Below are 18,465 nucleotides of genomic sequence, written 5' to 3' on the forward strand. Positions count from 1 at the left end.
TTTCCCATCAGATAAGCAGCAGGCCGGGACAGGCGTCACCGCCCCCCGGTGCATTGCTGGACCGTTATTGTTGAAACGGGTGCACCTCACGCCAGTGATCGGCTATCTGCTGGCGGGTACAGACCCATACCCGATCGTGCTGCGCAAGGTAATCGAGGAACCGCTGCAAAGCACGAAAACGCCCCGGACGCCCCAGCAGGCGGCAATGCATGCCGATGGACATCATCTTCGGCGCACGTTCCCCTTCTTCGTACAACACGTCAAAGCTGTCTTTCAGGTAGGTATAAAACTGCTCGGCGGTGTTGAACCCCTGCGCGGTCGCGAAGCGCATGTCGTTGGCATCCAGCGTATACGGCACAATCAGGTGGGGTTTGCGCGTGCCGTCGCTGCACGTCACTTGCGTCCAGAACGGTAAATCATCGCCATAGTAGTCGCTGTCATAGTCAAAGCCCCCATGCTCCACTACCAGCTGGCGGGTGTTTGGGCTGTCACGCCCGGTGTACCAGCCGGCAGGCGGTTTGCCAAACAGGTCAGTCAGGACATGCACCGCCTTGTGCAGGTGCTCGCGCTCCTGGTTTATATCCATACTTTGATAGTGGATCCAGCGCCAGCCGTGGCTAACCACGTCGTAATCAGCCGCTTTAATGGCGTCGACGATATCGGGATGTCGCGCCAGCGCCATTGCCACGCCAAAGACCGTCAGCGGCAGGCCACGCTTGCAGAATTCGTTATGGATCCGCCAGAACCCGGCGCGGCTGCCGTATTCATAGAGGGAGTCCATCGACATGTGTCGGTCCGGATAACTGGCCGCACCGATGATGTCCGAGAGGAATTGTTCTGAGCCGGCATCACCGTGCAGAACGTGGTTTTCCGCCCCTTCTTCGTAATTGAGTACAAACTGCACGGCGATGCGCGCCTGGTTCGGCCACTGCGCGTGCGGCGGCTTGCCTGCATAGCCGCGTAAGTCCCGCGGATAATCTTCGTTAAAAAGCGCCATTATCACCCCCTCAATTAAAATGGATTCAGTGCCTGAAAGTGTCCGCTCAACGCTTTTTTCTCCGGGAAAGCCAGGTCCCCGTGCTTGCTGGTTGACAGCCCCAGCGCCACCAGCGACTCGACCATTTTCACCGCCGCGCTGACACCGTCGATCACCGGCACGTGCAGCTCGCGCGTCAGCTCTTGCGCCAGCGTCGCCATTCCACCGCAGCCGAGCACAATCGCGCCGCAGCCATCTTCTTTCAGCGCCTGGATGCAGCGCGCGCGCACCTTCTCCTGAGCCAGGCCGCTACCGTCTTCCAGTGCCAGCACCGGCAGATCGATGGCATGCAGGGCTGCACAGTGGTCCTGGAAACCATACTGGTGCAAAAGATGACGGGCGATAATCCGCGTGCGCGGCAGCGTGGTCACAACAGAAAAGCGTGTTGCCACCAGCGTGGCCATATGCATCGCAGCTTCTGCGATACCGATGACCGGCCCCTGCGCCAGCTCGCGCGCCGCCAGCAGGCCGGGGTCACCAAAGCAGGCAATCACGTGTCCATCCACGCCCTGTTGCCGTCCGCGTTTTATCTGTTCGAGAACGCCCACGGCGGCGATGGCCTCATCAAAATGACCTTCTATCGAGGGCACACCTGCGCTCGGGCAGACGGCGAGGATCTCCGTTCCCGGTGCTGCTACCGCGCGGGCTGCGGCGCCGATGGTTTCCGTCATCGCGAGGCTGGTGTTGGGGTTAATCACTTGTATACAAACAGACGACATTACGACTCCTTGTGGCTGGCGAACAGCCGGGCAAAATCAGGCAGGCACTCACCGGCCCGTTCGAAACAGAGGCTGGCGACAATATGTTCAAAATGGTGCATTAAGGCCTCACTCAGGGGCTGGAGCGCCTTCTGACGCAAGAGTTCCACCAGTTGCTCGTGGTCATTGCAGCGGCAGCCCTGACGCCACGGCGCGCCCCAGGCTGCGATCACCAGCGACGACCGCTGGCTCAGTCCGGTCACCATCTCTGTCAGCACCTGATTGCCTGAAATGGCCTGAAGCTGAATATGGAAATTGGCGGAGTGGCGGATTGCGGCGGGGCCGTCATACGCTTCGTGCGCCTGCTGCTCCTGGCGAATAATCCCTTCCAGTGCAGCCAGATGCGGCGGCTGACAGTGGGCCAGCACGTCCGGCAGGTTAGCCACCTCAAGCAGCGCGCGCGTGCGGAAGATCTGCTGCGCTTCTTCTACCGTCGGGCTGGCCACGTGTGCACCACGTTTGGGCGTTAAGGTGACCATTTGCACAGCGGCGAGTCGTTGCAGCACCTTGCGAATACCGGTGCGGCTCACGCCGAAGACCTCAGCCAGCGCCTCTTCAGGCAATTTACTTCCCGGGAGCAACTGATGTTCGACTATCGCGGTCATCAGCGCCTGAAAGATAGATTCATCTTTGTCATGCAGGTCTGGCGCGGTCTGCAGGCTGTTTATGTTGTTCATTCACCACTCCGATTTTTACTTTTCGCTATCGAATCGTATACATAAAAATAAAATATTGCATACAAGATTTATTATTTTGGCCTGGATCCTGCAACACCGTCTGCACTCCCACTTAACGGGTTTTCATTCACAGGAGCAGGTTTCATGCCAAACAGACAAAACGCGCAGCACGGTACGGCCGCTGATTCCGGTGCGGTTTACAGCCCACGGCTTTGCAATGAGGATCTGGCACCGACGCGTGACCAGAACTGGAGCTGGTACAACATCTTTTCTTTCTGGATGTCGGACGTCCACAGCATGGGGGGTTATGTTGTTGCCGCGAGCTTCTTTACGCTCGGGCTGGCAAGCTGGCAGGTCTTGCTCTGCCTGCTGATAGGGATTTGCATTGTGCAGTTGTGCGCCAACCTGGTGGCGAAACCGAGTCAGATGGCAGGCGTACCCTACGCGGTGATTTGCCGTCAGGCATTTGGCGTTTTCGGGGCCAATATTCCGGCGGTGATCCGCGGGCTGATTGCTTTCGCATGGTACGGCATTCAGACCTACCTGGCCGCCAACGCGCTGATGCTGGTGGCGCTTAAGTTCTGGCCTTCACTCGCGACGCTCACCACCGGTTCGTTCCTGGGCCTGTCGCATCTTGGCTGGATCTGTTTCGCTATCATGTGGGTGCTGCAGGCGATGGTCTTCTGGCACGGCATGAGCGCCATTAAGCGCTTTATTGATATCGCCGGTCCGGCGGTCTACGTAGTGATGCTGGCGCTGGCGGGATGGATTGTATACAAGACCGGTTTTGACGGCATCTCCTTTACCCTCGCCAGCAAATCCCTGAGCGCCGGTGAGCAGACCTGGCAGATGATCACCGCCACGGCGCTGGTGGTCTCTTACTTCTCCGGCCCGCTGCTCAATTTTGGGGACTTCTCCCGCTACGGTAAAAGCATGGGGGAGATCCGCCGCGGTAACCGCTGGGGCCTGCCGTTTAACTTCCTGCTGTTCTCCATCGTTACCGTGGTGATTGTGTCGGGTACGCAATCGCTGTTTGGCCGCATGATCACTGACCCGATTGAAACCGTCAGCCGTGTGGGCAACGATCTGGCGGTGGCCATTGGCTTGCTGACCATGATCACCGCCACCATCGGGATCAACATCGTGGCGAACTTCGTCTCCCCGGCGTTTGATTTCTCTAACTGTTCACCGCAAAAAATCAGCTTCCGCACCGGGGGGATGATCGCCGCCGTCGGCTCTATCCTGTTAACCCCGTGGAACCTGTTTAACTCGCCGGAGCTTATCCACTACACTCTGGACGTGCTCGGGGCGTTTATTGGCCCGCTGTTCGGGATTCTGATTGCCGATTTTTACCTGATTAAGCGCGGCAAGGTCTCCGTAGACGATCTGTTTGATGACACGCCAAAAGGCAAATACTGGTATCGCAACGGTTTCAACCCGAAAGCCATCGGCGCGCTGGTGCCATCCGTTGCCGTTGGACTGGTGATAAGCTTTATTCCCTCCCTGCATGAAGTGGCAAACTTTAGCTGGTTTATCGGCGTCTTCCTGGGCGGGGTCACCTACCGCTGGCTGGCGCGGGAAGAGCGTGAAGCGGCAGGCGCCTCGTCGTTCAGCCCCCGCGTGGCAACGCAAAAAGAGTAACCCTTCCTCCTGGCCGCAGTTCCTCTGCGGCCTTTTTCATTCTGGCACCGTTTTTGCTCAGTCTCATCACCCCGCTACGCAAACACTAAGGCAGGAATCATGATGGACTACCAGACTGCGATCCGCGGTGCATTTTTTGATATTGCCCGGGTCTGCGACAGTGCAGACGTTATCGCCCAACAGGCACGCTACCTTGAAGACGGGCTGTTGTTCATCCATAACGGCAAAATTCTGGCGCAGATGGCCTGGCAGGAGGGCGAGCAGTATCTTGATCCCTACAAAGGGTACACCGACCTGCGCGGCAAACTGCTGCTCCCGGGTTTTGTCGATACCCACGTCCATTACCCGCAGACGGAGATGATTGGCGCTTTTGGTGAGCAGCTGCTGGAGTGGCTGACCACATACACGTTCCCGGTAGAAAGCCAGTTTGCCGATGAGGCCTATCCCAGGAGCGCCAGGCGGGAACTGAGCGTAAGACGGTAATGGGACTGATCCTTTGAAGTGGAAAGCCATTCCAGGCGGGTGATAATGCCGTGGACATTTTTACCGCTCCGCATCCGGAAAGAGGCATATTTCATCAGGACCTGTTCAGGGGGGATATTCGCCTGTTGGGTCGTGAACTCAATATCCCATTTGAACGGTTCGCTCAGTGCTTCCCTGCCCCGAAATCGCAGAACATCCGGTTTTACCTGGCTGTCGTTGATATCCAGAAAGTAACGGGTCTGTCCGTCAAAAAGCGCTAACATTTTGTTGACTTCTTGCCTTGCAGATATCGACTATTTGGAAAAGCGTTGGAGCCATTCCCCATATATTGAGACACTCATAAATGTTAACTGTACTCTGGGATCTTCCTCATTTGTAAGCTCAAGAAGAAGATTACCTGTAAAATTGCCGGTGAGAATTTATATATTGCTCATGCCTTTATTGTAAATTTCTATTCAACCAAGATATAGAAAAGGCCAGAAATATAACGCAGGCAATGAATAATGAAACATTCCTGAACATTTCCACTTCAAAGAAGAGGTATGCTGGATAAACAATTAACAGAATATATTTAAGTCGCCTTGCTGTTTTGGATGTGTGCGACTCAGAAGGTACTTTTCTCAATTGACCATTTAATGAGAAAACAAATAGATAAGACAAAGAAGAAGAGAGAATAAACAATAAGGCCCTATATGGAAAATCAGCTTCAAAGATTTCAATTCCCAATAGCAGAGTTGAACTTATTGCTACGATGATACCTATTGCTTGCCTGGGAACAAATGCTGATATAAATATGCAAAACACAAGAATTAAATATACATAAAAACCATATAGGTTTGTTGATATGTGGATTTTATGTGGAATAAAAAACTGGGCGTAAAGTAAAGAAATCGAAATGGTGATGATTCTATAGATCATACATGCTAACAAGCCGATCAGTAGTTTACTATTAAATGAATTAATGTTTTTATTTATTCCATGCCGCATAGTTATCATACTCTTCTGAGGTTATAGAGTTACCTAATGCATCAGTTGACGCTCCATTATCTTGCTCGACAACATTCACAGCAGGGTAAGTGCTACCACCAGATTTAATGCTATATGTAAATCTTTGGCTTGCATATAACGCCCCTCGGAGCACAAAGAAATTATCATACGTATTAGTTCTATCGGCAACATCAGTACGTTTACCAGTTCCCCATATCATACCGGTTTCAACTGTTGATGGTATATTTTTTTCCATTCTATATGTGTCTATGGCGAAAGGTATTTGCCCAACGGCATCAGTCCAGTATGGAATTTTATTTATCATTACGAGGAGATAGCTGGCACCACCCACACTATTATTTTTCCAGTCGCCCTCACCTTTTGGACGAAAAGCCAAAGGCGTTCTATCGATAACTGAAAATTCTGCAATATCATCCCAAGTGAATATTTTGTAAGCTTCTTTTGCGTAATCAGCTTCGTTAACATACAACAATTTCCGATAGTTATCTGCCAATGGTTCAAACCATTGATACTGGAATTTATCATACAACTCTTGAGCTGTCATGATTTTAAAAGAATCCTTTTCACCCCCTCTCAAAACGAACAAAACATCAGCGTTTTTTCTTGTGATTATCAAAATGTTTGGCACTTCAATTTTATGGACTTCTTTATCTTTTTCAGGCGTGGTATTACCTTTTACTCCTAATTCCGTTTTTTCATTTTTTGTAACGATAAAATAGGGTGTACCATCGACTTCAATATTTATTTTTTTCATTGAATTATTACTCAGCTTAAAAATACCCAATACTCAGATTCACTGTCTTTCTTGTCGATATATCCATCTGCGCCAGAGCCTGAAGTATTTCCTCTCCCTCCATTGTTTCAACACGATAATTGACATTTGAAGAGAAATTTAACTTTCTGTCGTAATACTGAGTGATCATTACCATCTGCTTCAATGACTCAATTGGTAGATTGGTTGCACCAGCAAACATCGTCCGCTTCACCTTCCGCAAATAAGACGCCGTCGTACCATACTCGACCTTCCCGGCCTCAAGTCGCAGATAGCTTCCGCCGCCGATCAGCGTGATACGTTTTTTTCCGGCCAGGGAGATGTCATTCGCCGAGCTCAGCGTCAGCTTCTTCTCTGCAAACAACCGCAGGCTGGCGTTTTGCGCCTGGATATCTATTGGCCCTTCTCCGGATTTGACGCTCAGTTGGCCGGTGCGGGCAAAGAGCCCCAGTTTTTCTCCGGCCAGCGCGGTCAGATTGCCCATTGTTCCGATGCTGATATCACCCCCGGCGTTGAGGGCCACGTTTCGTGCTGCGGCCAGTTGCATATCTTCACCACTGGTCAGGGCCATGCCTTCCGGGGCTGTGAAATGCACAGCTTCATTGAGCGGTTTCAGCCGCTGCTCAAACATCTGTATCTGGCTGTCGACATCCGCCTTCAGCGCCTGCGCCTGTTCTGCCGCCATTTCCAGCTGCTGCAGTTGCTGGTTAAGCCGGTCCATTTCCTGGAGGGCGGCGCTCATGTCCAGTACCTCGCCCTGCGCCTTCGCCTGCGCATCGGCACTGACAAACAGCCCCTTTCCGGCGCGGATAACCCCGTGTTCATCAGTGCGCAGTTCGCTACCGGTGCCGCGGGATTTGCCCTGATTGTCCACCAGGTGCCCGCTGTTGAGCTGCGTCTTGCCGTACCAAGGCCGACCAGCCCCAGCAGACACTGTGATATGGCATCGCGGCCACCTGCCTCAAAGGTCGCCGGATACACGCGGCATAACCAGACCGATATAGCGGGAATCATCCGTCTCGCGGAAGGATTTCCACTTGATGTACTCAGCGCGGTCAAAGTAATTACCGATATCTTTAATGGCCGCCACGTCCTCCATATTGTCTTTCAGGAAGAATTTCGGGCCGGCAGAACCGATAAACGGCATATGTGCAGCAGCAGACACTTTAGAGATGTTGCGCAGCAGGGCTACATCCTGCGCAGACGCATCAAATTCGTAAGCAGAAATCAGCGCAGCAATCGGCTCGCCACCCGGGGTATCATACTCATCAATATATGTATGTTTATACAGCCCACTTTGGACGATTTCCGGGCAGTCTTCAAAGTCCTGACGCAGGTCTTCTTTAGACATATCCAGGAGTTCAACTTTCACGTTCTGGCGAAAATCGGTTTTGTCGACAAGAGATTTCACACCGCGCCACAGACTTTCTATCGCCTGAAAGTCTTCATGATGCATAACAGCATCAAGCTGACGGCTGATCTGGTAATCCAGTTCCGCGATATGGTGGTCAATCAGGTTTTTGTCGAGTTTCTCAACTTTTGAGCCCGCTTTTGTCAGACATTCCAGGAACACCTTCATGCCGGCAGTTAAACGTTCGTCTGCTGTTGCATCCGACATCGCCTGTGCATCCTGCCAGATATCAAGCGCACTTAGCTCAGAGACAGGGTTAAGATTGATTTTTTCAAACAGGGACGCATATACCCCGCCTGCTGCAGGACGTTCAAGCACTACACTCTCGTTACCCGCGGCATTCTCATTTTTTACAGACATCAACATATTCCTTATTAATCCGTTAAAAGCATATGGCCGTTATGGCTGTTTCGGAGCCAGGGCTGAGAGTTCGGCTCTAAGTTCTGCACTTAATGCAGGATCGAGAAGAATTTTTTCCAGCTCTTTCCGGAAAGCCTGGTTATCAAGCAGGTTTGCTTTTAAATCGCGAAGCAAATTGCGCATGGAGAGCATGGCCTTCAGCTGAGGTATTTGCCGCGAAACCTGCTCCGGAGAGAAATCATTAATACTCTGGAATGTCAGATTGATGTTGTCTTCACTGCCATCACCAGCAAGCGTGTTTTTAACGGTAATATTTACGATTGGGGAATATTCGGAAAGTACAGAGTCAAAGTTGTTTTTATTCAGATTAACTTTTTTGCGCTCCGATAGTGGTGCAGTCTCCTGACCATTACTGAAGTCTCCCGCCACCAGTAATTTCAGGGGGAGCTCAGTTTTCTTGCTCGCTCCGCCCGTATGCAAATCAAGCTTTAAATTAATACGTGCCTTGGGTATTTCGGACTGAAAAGAAGAGTTAGACATGGCTATCCCTGTTTTATGGAGTTATAAAAACGGTCAATGCCAGTGAGAAATTAATAAGAAAGGCAAACCCAGCCAGAACAACTTCCAGGCTCACGTCATCGGACGAAAATCAAAACCCCGGAATTAAAAGCGGGCACATTCCATTCACCAGCATATCGACATTGTGTTTTTGAGTATTTGTCTGAAATGAAAAAATTTCGGATAAGACCCAATGGCCGGAGTGTAGGAACGTTCCCCACCCGATCGGAAATCAAAAAATGTAACAAAATGCTTCCAATAGAAATCCTGACAGCCAAAGATCATCTTTCTGATTTATAAGAATTTTCTTGCATACCCCTTTAACCCTTATGAAATAAGGGTGTACAGTAAGTGATCAATTTAATTTAGGGACAACTTTGTATAAAATCTCATCAATAACATGAAATATCTGATTTTGTACTTTTATCAAAAAATGAAAGGCAGAACGTGCCTGCCTGTATGAAAAATTGGCGACATTTACTGGCCTGCACCATTTTTATTATTTATTTAAATGGGTCTTATTATTTTCATCAGAAAAACAAATATCACAGGGGATTTTTGCATGCCTCGCCCCAGTACTCGTGATATGTACATCTCAGGTATCGTTCGAGGTCTGGGTACGACCTTGAACAACAACCTGTTCTGTGTAGTTTGAAAAAATTCGGAAGGGTGTCGATCGTTCCGTAAGTTATATGCATAAGGGCGTACCTGTGAAGCTGATTCCCTTAGATCGTGTGGCTACATCCGATAACCATGAAAATGTAACCAGACGACTGAATGCTCTCATTGATGAAAACAGGCACTGCAATCGTGATGAAGATGAGATGTTTGCTATTAACTATTTTGAGAAGGGAACGACTCACGTCATTAAACGACCAGAACGGGTGGATAACCCCAATGACATCATCGCTGGCATTATCCTGGAACACCAGGAGCAAGATGTAACAGATGCCGGTTACTAATCCGTCCGATGAATTCTTAGCCCCACCGATACAAGCCAGACGGCAATGGCATACTGAAAACCGACAAAAACAAAAAACCCAGGTCGCATAACGACCTGGGTTTCAAATTTGGCGGAAGCGTAGAGATTCGAACTCTAGAACCCTTTCGGGTCGCCGGTTTTCAAGACCGGTGCCTTCAACCGCTCGGCCACGCTTCCAAAGTGAGGCGCACTATAAACATCTATTAGCGCCTTGTAAAGCAGGAATTTTTCTATTTTTTTCTGCGGGTGCTATCCATGCCCCTTAAAAGCAAAAAGCCCCGCGATATGACTATCGCAGGGCTTTTATGTCTGGCGGAAGCGCAGAGATTCGAACTCTGGAACCCTTTCGGGTCGCCGGTTTTCAAGACCGGTGCCTTCAACCGCTCGGCCACACTTCCTAAGTGAGGCGAACTATAAACACCTCTCCGCATGCTGTAAAGAGTGACCGCATTCGTTCGCTTTAAAAATAGCCAAAACGCGTTTAATCGGTTGAATAGACAACGTATCGGCCATTTTATCAGCACAAAATTCAGCGTTCATGCTCAGTGTTTTTTGATATACATGTCCCTGGTGAAATAATACCCCAGCTTGTCCGGCGTGAATCCTCCCACCCACGGTTTGACCAGGTGCGTGCGGACATAGTGATAAACCGGAATGGCAGGCACATCGCGGGCCAGCAAATCTTCCGCCTGCTGATAGAACTTACCGCGCTCTGCCGGTGTTTTGGCTTTCGCGGCGTTCACCAGCGCCTGGTCATACTCCGGATTGCTGTACTGGCTGGTGTTTTCGCTGTCACCGGTACGGAAGTTGTTCAGGAAAGTGGCAGCATCGTCGTAATCGGCAATCCAGGCGTAGCGCACTGCGTCAAAGTCGTGGGTATGCATCGTATCGAGCATCGTTTTCCATTCCTGATTTTGCAGCTTCGCCTCCACCCCAAGGTTTTTCTTCCACATCGAACTGGCGGCAATCGCGATGCGCTGGTGCGATTCAGAGGTGTTATAGAGCAGGTTAAAACGCAGCGGATGGCTGGCGTTAAAGCCGGCTTCGGCCAGCAGCTTTTTCGCTTCTTCGATACGTTTATCCATCGGCCAGTTGGCATAGTCCGGGTTCTGGAGCGTCACACCGCCAATATCTGGCTGGCTGATAAGCCACGCCGGACGCTGCCCCTGCCCTAATACCTTCCCGGCAATGATCTCTTTATCCAGCGCCATGTTCAGCGCCTTACGTACACGCGCGTCGTTGAACGGCGGCCGGGTGGTGTTGAATTCATAGTAATAGGTGGCAAGCTGCGGGGAAACATCCAGCTGGCTACCCAGGGTTTTCTTGAGCTGGGCAAACTGGTTGATTGGCACCGTATAAACAATATCGATTTCACCTGCTTTAAAACGGTTTACATCCGAGGCCTCGGAGGTGATCGGCAGATAGGTCACCTTATTGATAACGGTATGTGCGTTATCCCAGTAGCGCGGGTTACGCTCCGCCACGATGCGCTCGTTAACCACCCACTGCGACAGTTTATACGCTCCGCTGGTGACGATATGCTCGGGTTTGGTCCACTTATCACCAAACCGGCCAATCAGCACCTTATCCACCGGCACCAGCGACGGGTGGGCCAGCATGGCAAGGAATGCGGCATTAGGTTGAGTCAGCGTGACCTCAAGCGTGGTATCGTTAATGGCTTTTACACCCAGCATATCCGGTGCTTTTTTCCCCTGAGCGATATCAGCGGCGTTAACAATATGCATGTTGCCCGGATAGCTGGCATACGGCGAGGCGGTTTTGGGGTCTGTCAGACGCTGCCAGCTCCAGACCACATCCTGCGCGGTAATCGCGGTGCCGTCACTCCATGTGATGCCTGGACGCAGATGAAAAGTCCAGACGGTGTTGTCTTTGTTCTCCCATTTTTCTGCCAGCCGTGGCTGTATTTCACCAGTTGGAGAAACGCTAACCAGCCCTTCGAAGATATCGCTGATAATATTGAATTCGACATCGCTTTCGACTTTATGCGGGTCAAGTGAGGCCGGTTCATTACCGTTGTTTCTGACCAGTTCCTGTTTATCGGCCAGCTGTGTTCCTGCTGGCACGTTAGCCGCCCAGGTCGCCGTGCTGGCGCACAGGATCCCTGCCGTTAACAAAGAGAGTGTAAAGCGCGTGCGTGCTTGTGGTTTCATTTCCTTCGCCTTATTGTCTGTTTTTTGACGATCCGGAAATAACACTTAGCGCTCAAAGTGTAATAACGCAATATTTTTCAGTAACCTATAAGAGCTTGATCTGAATAAATGAAGCAAACCGTTGTTCATTCTGCTGAAAAGGTTTTCTGAAGAATAAACAACCAGCAGTAACGCTAACGTCCTGAGTAAAGATGGGTAAAACCACTTTGAGACTGGCGCGCCGTTTCCTATTCTTTCCGCTAATTACATCTGTCATAAGAGAGTGACTCATGGATCGTATAATTACTTCTTCACGCGACCGCACATCGCTACTCAGTACCCACAAGGTGCTGCGCAATACCTATTTCATGCTCAGCCTGACGCTGGCATTCTCGGCGATGACCGCAACGGCCAGCACCGTGCTGATGCTGCCGTCACCGGGTCTGATCCTGACGCTGGTGGGGATGTATGGTCTGATGTTCCTGACCTACAAAACTGCTGACAAACCGGTGGGTATTCTGTCCGCGTTCGCCTTTACGGGTTTCCTGGGCTATATCCTGGGGCCCATCCTTAACGCCTATCTGTCCGCCGGTATGGGCGACGTGATTGGAATGGCGCTGGGCGGTACCGCGCTGGTGTTCTTCTGCTGTTCGGCCTACGTGCTGACCACCCGTAAGGACATGTCCTTCCTCGGCGGTATGCTGATGGCAGGTATTGTGGTGGTGCTGGTAGGTATGGTGGCAAACATCTTCCTGCAGCTGCCTGCCCTGCACCTGGCGATCAGCGCCGTGTTTATTCTGATTTCTTCTGGCGCAATCCTGTATGAAACCAGCAACATCATTCACGGCGGTGAGACGAACTATATCCGCGCCACCGTGAGCCTGTATGTATCGCTGTACAACATCTTTGTCAGCCTGTTGAGCATCCTGGGCTTCGCCAGCCGCGATTAATCAACAATGCTGTGAACCAGAGCCCCGCTTATGCGGGGCTTTGTTTTTTGGTACACTGCTGCGGTTTTTGACTGACGCGTGAATGACTATGTTGAGTTTTGAAGGTAAAGAGATTGAAACTGATAACGACGGTTATCTGAAAGAGAGCAGCCAGTGGAGCGAGCCGCTGGCGGAAAAAATCGCCGAGAACGAAGGTATCGCCCTCTCCCCGGAACACTGGGAAGTGGTGCGTTTTGTGCGCGAATTCTATCTCGAATTCAACACCTCCCCGGCGATCCGCATGCTGGTCAAGGCGATGGCCAATAAATTCGGTGAAGAGAAAGGCAACAGCCGTTACCTGTATCGCCTGTTCCCGAAAGGCCCGGCAAAACAGGCCACCAAAATTGCCGGCCTGCCAAAACCGGTGAAATGCATTTAGTAGCGAATACCGAAGTTAACGTATTCCCGGCCAGGTTGATGGGGTTCGGTTAAAACCTTATCAACCCGCGCGCTGCGCGGCCCACCAGCTTTCAGCCATGCCACCAGCTTTTCAACCTGCTCCGCTTCACCACAGGCAACGACCTCAACGCTGCCATCATCCCTGTTTCGCGCGTATCCCGTGAGCCCCAGCTGCATAGCTTCGCGCTGCGTGCTGTAACGGAATCCGACGCCCTGAACCATGCCGTGTACCCAGGCAATTGTGCAGATTTTTGACATTTTTCTACTCCTTAACGTAGCGTTTTCGGCAAACAGCCATAATGTTGCCGGAAACGAGCAGTAAAACGAGAGCTGGAAAGATAACCACATTGTAATGCGATTTCGCCAATAGGTAACCGGGTTGACTGTAAGTGTGACAGCGCAACGGCCATCCTCACCTCCTCAACAATCTGGCGAAAACTCTGCGACTCTTCGCGTAACCGTCTGCGTAGTGTCGGCACGCTCAATGCCAGGCGGCTGGCAACATCCTGTGCAGTCCAGGCCCTGGCGGGCGACAGCATGATGAACTGCCGCACCTGCTCGGACAGGTGGCTATTACGCTCTATAAGCAACGGTCCTGCGACGCCGTCATGAAGCAATGCCAGCAAAAGGCCGAAAGCCTGATGCTTTTGTAACGCCTCCGGTAAATCCTGACGCACGGCATGCAGCAGGCTACTCCACATAAATGCCAGCCCCTCACTCAGGGGAGCACAGAGGGAATGTAATTCTGTGCGCGGCCAGGATTTCAGGTAATGCGTTTTAAACTCCGCCAGAAGCTCCGGTGACAACATCAATAAGTCAGAACGAAAGAGACCATTCGCGGGTTGATTTATGATCTCCAGCGGCGTATTGGCGGGAATAATGATCAGCGACGCTTTCGTCGCTACCAGGCGGTTATCGTCCTGAACAATCACTTTACTGCCGTGAGTGATATGGCAAATGGCAGGAAGAAAGAGTTTAACCTGGTGCAGGTGATGCATTTTACTGGCGCTCACTTCACCGGCCGTCAAATGTTTATGTTGAAACTGGACTCCCTGCACCATGCCATCCTTATCTGCTGTAGGTAACGGTTAAGCTGGCCTTCGCCAGGACGTGACTGTTAAGCATAAAACCCACCAGCGCGCCGCTGGCATTCCTGTCGACAGGCAATTTATCCACATCCAGCGCCCAGACGGTAAACTGATAACGGTGCGGCTTATCCCCTTTGGGCGGACATGCGCCGCCGAAACCAGAATAACCGAAATCATTACGCCCCTGCACAACCCCGGCCGGTAATGTCTCACCCTTCGGGTTTCCGGCATCGGCGGGAAGCGTCAGCGTCTGGAGGGGAATATTGACCACCGTCCAGTGCCACCATCCACTTCCGGTAGGGGCATCAGGGTCAAATACCGTGACTGCGAAACTTTTCGTCCCGACAGGCGGATTTTTCCACGCCAGTTGTGGAGAGTGATTCCCACCGTGACACCCAAACCCATCAAACACCTGCTGTTGCGACAACGGCCGTTCACTGGCCAGATCCTGACTGCTGATGGTGAAAGACGATGCCGCTAAAACATGAAAACTGACCACCGCCAGGGTGGTTACTGCTATCGCACGGCGCTTTTTCATTTGTGTTTCCCTTTGCTATACCGGAAACCCTACTGTAAAGCCCACTGCAGCGCAGTACTGTGCCTAAGCGATTTGATTTTGTGCCGAAACGCTCAAAGGCATCCGCAGATGATTGCGACTTGCTGAATGTGCTACTCTACGCGCCATTTCCCTGGAATCGACAGAATAGCAAATTATGAGTGTACGTTTAGTGTTAGCCAAAGGGCGCGAGAAGTCATTATTGCGCCGCCATCCCTGGGTCTTTTCCGGTGCAGTAGCCCGTATGGAAGGCAAAGCCAGCCTCGGAGAGACCATCGATATCGTTGACCATCAGGGGAAATGGTTAGCGCGAGGCGCATATTCGCCAGCGTCCCAAATCCGCGCTCGCGTCTGGACCTTTGATAAAGATGAAACGATCGATATTGATTTCTTCGTTCGTCGTTTACAGCAGGCGCAGCAGTGGCGTGATTGGCTGGCAAAGCGTGACGGTCTGGACAGCTACCGTGTGATTGCCGGTGAGTCCGATGGTCTGCCTGGCGTGACGATCGACCGCTTCGGTAACTTCCTGGTACTGCAACTGTTAAGCGCAGGGGCTGAATATCAACGTGCCGCGCTGATCAGCGCGTTGCAATCGGTTTTCCCGGAATGCGCCATTTATGACCGCAGCGATGTGGCAGTGCGCAAAAAAGAGGGCATGGAGCTGACGCAAGGTCCGGTCACCGGTGAACTGCCGCCTGCCCTGCTGCCAATCGAAGAGCACGGTATGAAGCTGCTGGTGGATATCCAGGGCGGCCATAAAACGGGTTACTACCTGGACCAGCGTGACAGCCGCCTGGCCACTCGCCAGTATGTTGCCGACAAACGCGTACTGAACTGCTTCTCCTATACCGGTGGTTTCGCCGTCTCGGCGCTGATGGGCGGCTGTGCCCAGGTTGTCAGCGTTGATACCTCTCAGGAAGCGCTGGACGTGGCGAAACAAAACGTCGAGCTGAACAAGCTGGATCTGAGCAAAGCCGAGTTTGTTCGCGATGACGTCTTCAAGCTGCTGCGTAAGTATCGCGATCAGGGCGAGAAATTCGACGTCATCGTGATGGATCCACCGAAGTTTGTGGAGAACAAAAGTCAGCTGATGGGTGCCTGCCGCGGCTATAAGGATATCAACATGCTGGCCATCCAGCTGCTGAACCCGGGTGGAGTGCTTCTCACCTTCTCCTGCTCCGGCCTGATGACCACAGATTTATTTCAGAAAATCATCGCTGATGCCGCAATAGATGCTGGTCGTGATGTACAATTTATAGAACAGTTCCGTCAGGCAGCCGATCACCCGGTGATCGCTACCTACCCGGAAGGGCTGTATCTGAAAGGGTTTGCCTGTCGCGTCATGTAACTTGAAAAGAGAAATATTGCCCGCACATAACGTGTAAGTAGTGTTTCCCGGGAGGTGACTATGATTGCCAGCAAATTCGGTATCGGCCAGCAGGTCCGCCACACTTTGCTAGGGTATTTGGGTGTGGTCGTGGATATCGACCCGGAGTATTCCCTTGATGAACCGTCAGCGGATGAGCTGGCGGTTAATGCAGAGCTTCGCGCCGCGCCCTGGTATCATGTGGTGATGGAGGGGGATGATGGACAACCCGTTCACACCTACCTTGCTGAAGCGCAGCTGAGTAGCGAACTGCAGGATGAGCATCCAGAGCAACCCACGATGGATGAACTTGCTCAGACTATCCGCAAACAGTTACAGGCCCCGCGCCTGCGGAACTAAGCGTGTAAAAAAAGCCCGATAAACGGGCTTTTTTTTATGACTTCGCCAGCCCCAGACGGGGAATTTCAATCGCCGGACATCGGTCCATTACCACCGTCAGACCGGCTTCTCGCGCCAGCACCGCCGCCTGCTCGTTAATGACACCCAACTGCATCCACAGCGTTTTCGCGCCGATGGCGATGGCCTCTTGTGCCACTCCCCACGCTGCCTCGGAATTGCGGAAAACATCCACCATGTCGACTTTTTCAGGTACCTCGTTCAGCGTGGCGTATCCCTGCTGACCCAGTAAGGTTTTACCGGCCACTTTCGGCGACACAGGGATGACGTGATAGCCCTGATCGAGAAGGTACTTCATCACCCGGTAGCTTGGGCGATCCGGTTTATCGCTTGCCCCTACCAGTGCAATCGTGCGCGTCGATGTCAGAATCTCGGCAATTTCGTTCTCTTTCATGGTTTTCCTCCAGGCTTTTTTATGAGTGTACGTCAAAGCGCACATCTCAACCATGCATCCCATGCAGATGCATGAGGGCAAAACGGCAGAATATGTCTATATGTTAGTAAACGTGATTATCGAAATATTTGGATACATTACCGCGGCCGAGTCATTTCAACAGGAGCCCTCTATGAAAACCGGCATTGCCACTGCTGTGATTGCGTTAGTGATGCCAGTTTGCGTCTTTGCGACCACGCTACGGCTTTCAACCGATATTGATTTACTGGTGCTGGACGGAAAAAAAGTGTCCAGTTCCTTGTTGCGCGGTGCGGACAGCATCGAACTTGATAATGGGCCACACCAGCTGGTATTGCGGGTAGAAAAAACCATCGGCCTCGCTAATCATGAACAACGCATGTATATCTCTGCGCCGCTGATTGTCAGCTTTAATACCCAGCGGGTCAGTCAGGTGAACATTACCCTCCCGCGTCTTGAAACCGAAAAAGAGTCGGCGGCCTTTGACGCCTCTCCGCGCCTTGAACTGCTGGACGGGGATTCAATGCCGATTCCGGTAAAACTCGATATTCTGGCGTTAACCTCGTCCCCGAAAGGCACCGATTACGAGGCCGCGACCGAAATTTATAACAAGGCGGGCAAACGCGCTTCCCTTCCACAGTTTGCCACCAGGATGGCCGACGACAGTTCGCTGCTGTCCGGTGTCTCAGAGCTGGATGTTATTCCGCCACAGTCCCAGACGTTAACGGAACAGCGTCTTAAATTCTGGTTCCAGCAGGCCGATCCTGAGACCCGGGCCCGTTTTTTACAGTGGGTGAAGCAACAACCTTCATCATAAGCCACATTTTTTTCGCCTTTCTCTTGCAGCGTCAGGCGGTTCCCGTCATCGTGTAGTCAGTTAACCTGATGGATAAGATTATGGAACTGACAACACGCACGCTACCGGAACGCAAACACATTGCTCTGGTTGCGCACGATCACTGTAAACAAATGCTGCTTAACTGGGTTCGCCGCCATCAGCCATTGCTGGAAAAGCATGCTCTCTCAGCGACCGGGACAACCGGTAACCTGATCCACCGCGAAACGGGTCTGGAGGTCAATGCCATGCTGAGCGGCCCGATGGGCGGCGACCAGCAGGTCGGCGCTCAGATCTCTGAAGGGAAAATTGATGTACTGATTTTCTTCTGGGATCCGCTGAATGCGGTTCCGCACGACCCGGATGTCAAAGCCCTGCTGCGTCTGGCAACGGTATGGAATATTCCGGTGGCGACGAACCTGTCGACGGCAGATTTCATCATTGAATCACCACACTTCAACTCACCGGTTGAGATCCTGATCCCGGATTATCAGCGCTATCTTTCCGAAAGACTGAAGTAGTTTTTTGCCCGGTGGCGACATGCTTACCGGGCCTGCAATATTACCG

General features: G+C 51.8%; 16 protein-coding genes, 2 tRNA genes and 7 pseudogenes. 9 read left to right on the forward strand and 16 right to left on the reverse strand.

What is annotated here, in order from left to right; genetic code table 11:
• Positions 1 to 64 precede the first annotated feature (64 nt).
• The 3 genes and pseudogenes from puuE to F8561_RS09560 form a co-directional block, all read right to left on the reverse strand.
• Positions 65 to 982, reverse strand: a pseudogene (puuE, locus tag F8561_RS09550) (allantoinase PuuE); the annotation flags it as partial.
• Positions 885 to 1,755: pseudogene (locus F8561_RS09555) on the reverse strand (aspartate/glutamate racemase family protein); the annotation flags it as partial. The pseudogenes puuE and F8561_RS09555, both read right to left, overlap by 98 nt.
• Entirely contained in the window at positions 1,755 to 2,471 is a 717-nt protein-coding gene (locus F8561_RS09560; RefSeq protein WP_020884746.1) for a GntR family transcriptional regulator, read from the reverse strand. The gene F8561_RS09560 and the pseudogene F8561_RS09555, both read right to left, overlap by 1 nt.
• A gap of 144 nt (positions 2,472 to 2,615) precedes the next feature.
• On the opposite strand from F8561_RS09560, the gene F8561_RS09565 reads away from it, so the two are divergent.
• On the forward strand, positions 2,616 to 4,112 hold the full coding sequence (locus F8561_RS09565) for an NCS1 family nucleobase:cation symporter-1 (RefSeq protein WP_047357200.1): 1,497 nt from the start codon (positions 2,616 to 2,618) through the stop codon (positions 4,110 to 4,112).
• A 99-nt stretch (positions 4,113 to 4,211) separates the two neighbouring features.
• Positions 4,212 to 4,556, forward strand: a pseudogene (locus tag F8561_RS09570) (amidohydrolase family protein); the annotation flags it as partial.
• A gap of 2 nt (positions 4,557 to 4,558) precedes the next feature.
• Here F8561_RS09570 and F8561_RS09575 read toward each other — a convergent pair.
• The 6 genes and pseudogenes from F8561_RS09575 to tssB form a co-directional block, all read right to left on the reverse strand.
• Positions 4,559 to 4,858, reverse strand: a pseudogene (locus F8561_RS09575) (contractile injection system protein, VgrG/Pvc8 family); the annotation flags it as partial.
• Positions 4,859 to 5,562: 704 nt separating this feature from the next.
• The gene (locus F8561_RS09580; RefSeq protein ID WP_151887373.1) at positions 5,563 to 6,357 is read right to left on the reverse strand and encodes a hypothetical protein; all 795 of its coding nucleotides are present in this window, start codon (positions 6,355 to 6,357) and stop codon (positions 5,563 to 5,565) included.
• Positions 6,358 to 6,373: 16 nt separating this feature from the next.
• Positions 6,374 to 7,282 (reverse strand): annotated as a pseudogene (locus F8561_RS09585) (DUF2345 domain-containing protein); the annotation flags it as partial.
• Positions 7,282 to 7,359, reverse strand: a pseudogene (locus F8561_RS24615) (type VI secretion system baseplate subunit TssG); the annotation flags it as partial. The pseudogenes F8561_RS24615 and F8561_RS09585, both read right to left, overlap by 1 nt.
• Positions 7,340 to 8,152: pseudogene (gene tssC / locus F8561_RS09595) on the reverse strand (type VI secretion system contractile sheath large subunit); the annotation flags it as partial. The pseudogenes tssC and F8561_RS24615, both read right to left, overlap by 20 nt.
• Positions 8,153 to 8,185: 33 nt before the next feature.
• The gene (gene tssB / locus F8561_RS09600; protein WP_025204527.1) at positions 8,186 to 8,686 is read right to left on the reverse strand and encodes a type VI secretion system contractile sheath small subunit; all 501 of its coding nucleotides are present in this window, start codon (positions 8,684 to 8,686) and stop codon (positions 8,186 to 8,188) included.
• Between the two features lie 728 nt (positions 8,687 to 9,414).
• On the opposite strand from tssB, the gene F8561_RS09605 reads away from it, so the two are divergent.
• On the forward strand, positions 9,415 to 9,666 hold the full coding sequence (locus tag F8561_RS09605; protein WP_305963117.1) for a DUF4942 domain-containing protein: 252 nt from the start codon (positions 9,415 to 9,417) through the stop codon (positions 9,664 to 9,666).
• 109 nt (positions 9,667 to 9,775) lie between these two features.
• On the opposite strand, the gene F8561_RS09610 is transcribed toward F8561_RS09605, so the two are convergent.
• From F8561_RS09610 to F8561_RS09620, 3 genes are all read right to left on the reverse strand, one after another.
• Positions 9,776 to 9,863, reverse strand: a tRNA-Ser gene (locus tag F8561_RS09610).
• Positions 9,864 to 9,996: 133 nt separating this feature from the next.
• Positions 9,997 to 10,084 (reverse strand) — tRNA-Ser (locus F8561_RS09615).
• A 144-nt stretch (positions 10,085 to 10,228) separates the two neighbouring features.
• Complete coding sequence (locus F8561_RS09620; protein WP_151887374.1) at positions 10,229 to 11,857, reverse strand: ABC transporter substrate-binding protein; 1,629 nt, start codon at positions 11,855 to 11,857, stop codon at positions 10,229 to 10,231.
• A gap of 269 nt (positions 11,858 to 12,126) precedes the next feature.
• On the opposite strand from F8561_RS09620, the gene yccA reads away from it, so the two are divergent.
• Both yccA and tusE read left to right on the forward strand, forming a co-directional pair.
• Positions 12,127 to 12,786: an FtsH protease modulator YccA gene (gene yccA / locus F8561_RS09630; protein ID WP_014169445.1), complete on the forward strand. Its 660-nt coding sequence runs from the start codon at positions 12,127 to 12,129 to the stop codon at positions 12,784 to 12,786.
• Between the two features lie 88 nt (positions 12,787 to 12,874).
• Positions 12,875 to 13,204: a sulfurtransferase TusE gene (tusE, locus tag F8561_RS09635; RefSeq protein ID WP_020884782.1), complete on the forward strand. Its 330-nt coding sequence runs from the start codon at positions 12,875 to 12,877 to the stop codon at positions 13,202 to 13,204.
• On the opposite strand, the gene yccX is transcribed toward tusE, so the two are convergent.
• The 3 genes from yccX to F8561_RS09650 are packed head-to-tail and all read right to left on the reverse strand — an operon-like array spanning position 13,201 to position 14,850.
• Positions 13,201 to 13,482, reverse strand: a complete 282-nt coding sequence (gene yccX / locus F8561_RS09640) for an acylphosphatase (protein WP_047357175.1) — start codon at positions 13,480 to 13,482, stop codon at positions 13,201 to 13,203. The genes tusE and yccX overlap by 4 nt on opposite strands.
• 11 nt (positions 13,483 to 13,493) lie before the next feature.
• Positions 13,494 to 14,285, reverse strand: a complete 792-nt coding sequence (locus F8561_RS09645; protein ID WP_063156184.1) for a helix-turn-helix transcriptional regulator — start codon at positions 14,283 to 14,285, stop codon at positions 13,494 to 13,496.
• Positions 14,286 to 14,292: 7 nt separating this feature from the next.
• Complete coding sequence (locus F8561_RS09650; RefSeq protein WP_025204530.1) at positions 14,293 to 14,850, reverse strand: kinase inhibitor; 558 nt, start codon at positions 14,848 to 14,850, stop codon at positions 14,293 to 14,295.
• A 175-nt stretch (positions 14,851 to 15,025) separates the two neighbouring features.
• Between F8561_RS09650 and rlmI the strand changes: the two genes are divergently transcribed.
• The gene (gene rlmI / locus F8561_RS09655; protein ID WP_040017081.1) at positions 15,026 to 16,216 is read left to right on the forward strand and encodes a 23S rRNA (cytosine(1962)-C(5))-methyltransferase RlmI; all 1,191 of its coding nucleotides are present in this window, start codon (positions 15,026 to 15,028) and stop codon (positions 16,214 to 16,216) included.
• Positions 16,217 to 16,276: 60 nt separating this feature from the next.
• Positions 16,277 to 16,594: a heat shock protein HspQ gene (gene hspQ, locus F8561_RS09660; protein ID WP_013097248.1), complete on the forward strand. Its 318-nt coding sequence runs from the start codon at positions 16,277 to 16,279 to the stop codon at positions 16,592 to 16,594.
• Positions 16,595 to 16,628: 34 nt separating this feature from the next.
• Here hspQ and F8561_RS09665 read toward each other — a convergent pair whose 3' ends face one another.
• Positions 16,629 to 17,045 carry a CoA-binding protein gene (locus F8561_RS09665; protein ID WP_025204532.1) on the reverse strand — a complete coding sequence of 139 codons (417 nt, stop codon included), beginning with the start codon at positions 17,043 to 17,045 and terminating at the stop codon, positions 16,629 to 16,631.
• Between the two features lie 172 nt (positions 17,046 to 17,217).
• Here F8561_RS09665 and csgI point away from each other — a divergent pair, with 172 nt between their 5' ends.
• On the forward strand, positions 17,218 to 17,880 hold the full coding sequence (gene csgI / locus F8561_RS09670) for a curli synthesis inhibitor (RefSeq protein ID WP_151887375.1): 663 nt from the start codon (positions 17,218 to 17,220) through the stop codon (positions 17,878 to 17,880).
• An 80-nt stretch (positions 17,881 to 17,960) separates the two neighbouring features.
• The gene (gene mgsA, locus F8561_RS09675; protein WP_020884788.1) at positions 17,961 to 18,419 is read left to right on the forward strand and encodes a methylglyoxal synthase; all 459 of its coding nucleotides are present in this window, start codon (positions 17,961 to 17,963) and stop codon (positions 18,417 to 18,419) included.
• The last annotated feature ends 46 nt before the right edge of the window (positions 18,420 to 18,465 follow it).

Source organism: Enterobacter sp. 198, from assembly GCF_009025585.1.
In the GTDB taxonomy this organism is placed as follows: Bacteria; Pseudomonadota; Gammaproteobacteria; order Enterobacterales; family Enterobacteriaceae; genus Enterobacter; species Enterobacter ludwigii.

Coding starts and splice junctions, on each gene's coding strand:
- F8561_RS09560 (WP_020884746.1), bottom strand. CDS start 2,471: ATGAACAACATAAACAGCCTGCAGACCGCGCCAGACCTGCATGACAAA.
- F8561_RS09565 (WP_047357200.1), top strand. CDS start 2,616: ATGCCAAACAGACAAAACGCGCAGCACGGTACGGCCGCTGATTCCGGT.
- F8561_RS09580 (WP_151887373.1), bottom strand. CDS start 6,357: ATGAAAAAAATAAATATTGAAGTCGATGGTACACCCTATTTTATCGTT.
- tssB (WP_025204527.1), bottom strand. CDS start 8,686: ATGTCTAACTCTTCTTTTCAGTCCGAAATACCCAAGGCACGTATTAAT.
- F8561_RS09620 (WP_151887374.1), bottom strand. CDS start 11,857: ATGAAACCACAAGCACGCACGCGCTTTACACTCTCTTTGTTAACGGCA.
- yccA (WP_014169445.1), top strand. CDS start 12,127: ATGGATCGTATAATTACTTCTTCACGCGACCGCACATCGCTACTCAGT.
- tusE (WP_020884782.1), top strand. CDS start 12,875: ATGTTGAGTTTTGAAGGTAAAGAGATTGAAACTGATAACGACGGTTAT.
- yccX (WP_047357175.1), bottom strand. CDS start 13,482: ATGTCAAAAATCTGCACAATTGCCTGGGTACACGGCATGGTTCAGGGC.
- F8561_RS09645 (WP_063156184.1), bottom strand. CDS start 14,285: ATGGTGCAGGGAGTCCAGTTTCAACATAAACATTTGACGGCCGGTGAA.
- F8561_RS09650 (WP_025204530.1), bottom strand. CDS start 14,850: ATGAAAAAGCGCCGTGCGATAGCAGTAACCACCCTGGCGGTGGTCAGT.
- rlmI (WP_040017081.1), top strand. CDS start 15,026: ATGAGTGTACGTTTAGTGTTAGCCAAAGGGCGCGAGAAGTCATTATTG.
- hspQ (WP_013097248.1), top strand. CDS start 16,277: ATGATTGCCAGCAAATTCGGTATCGGCCAGCAGGTCCGCCACACTTTG.
- F8561_RS09665 (WP_025204532.1), bottom strand. CDS start 17,045: ATGAAAGAGAACGAAATTGCCGAGATTCTGACATCGACGCGCACGATT.
- csgI (WP_151887375.1), top strand. CDS start 17,218: ATGAAAACCGGCATTGCCACTGCTGTGATTGCGTTAGTGATGCCAGTT.
- mgsA (WP_020884788.1), top strand. CDS start 17,961: ATGGAACTGACAACACGCACGCTACCGGAACGCAAACACATTGCTCTG.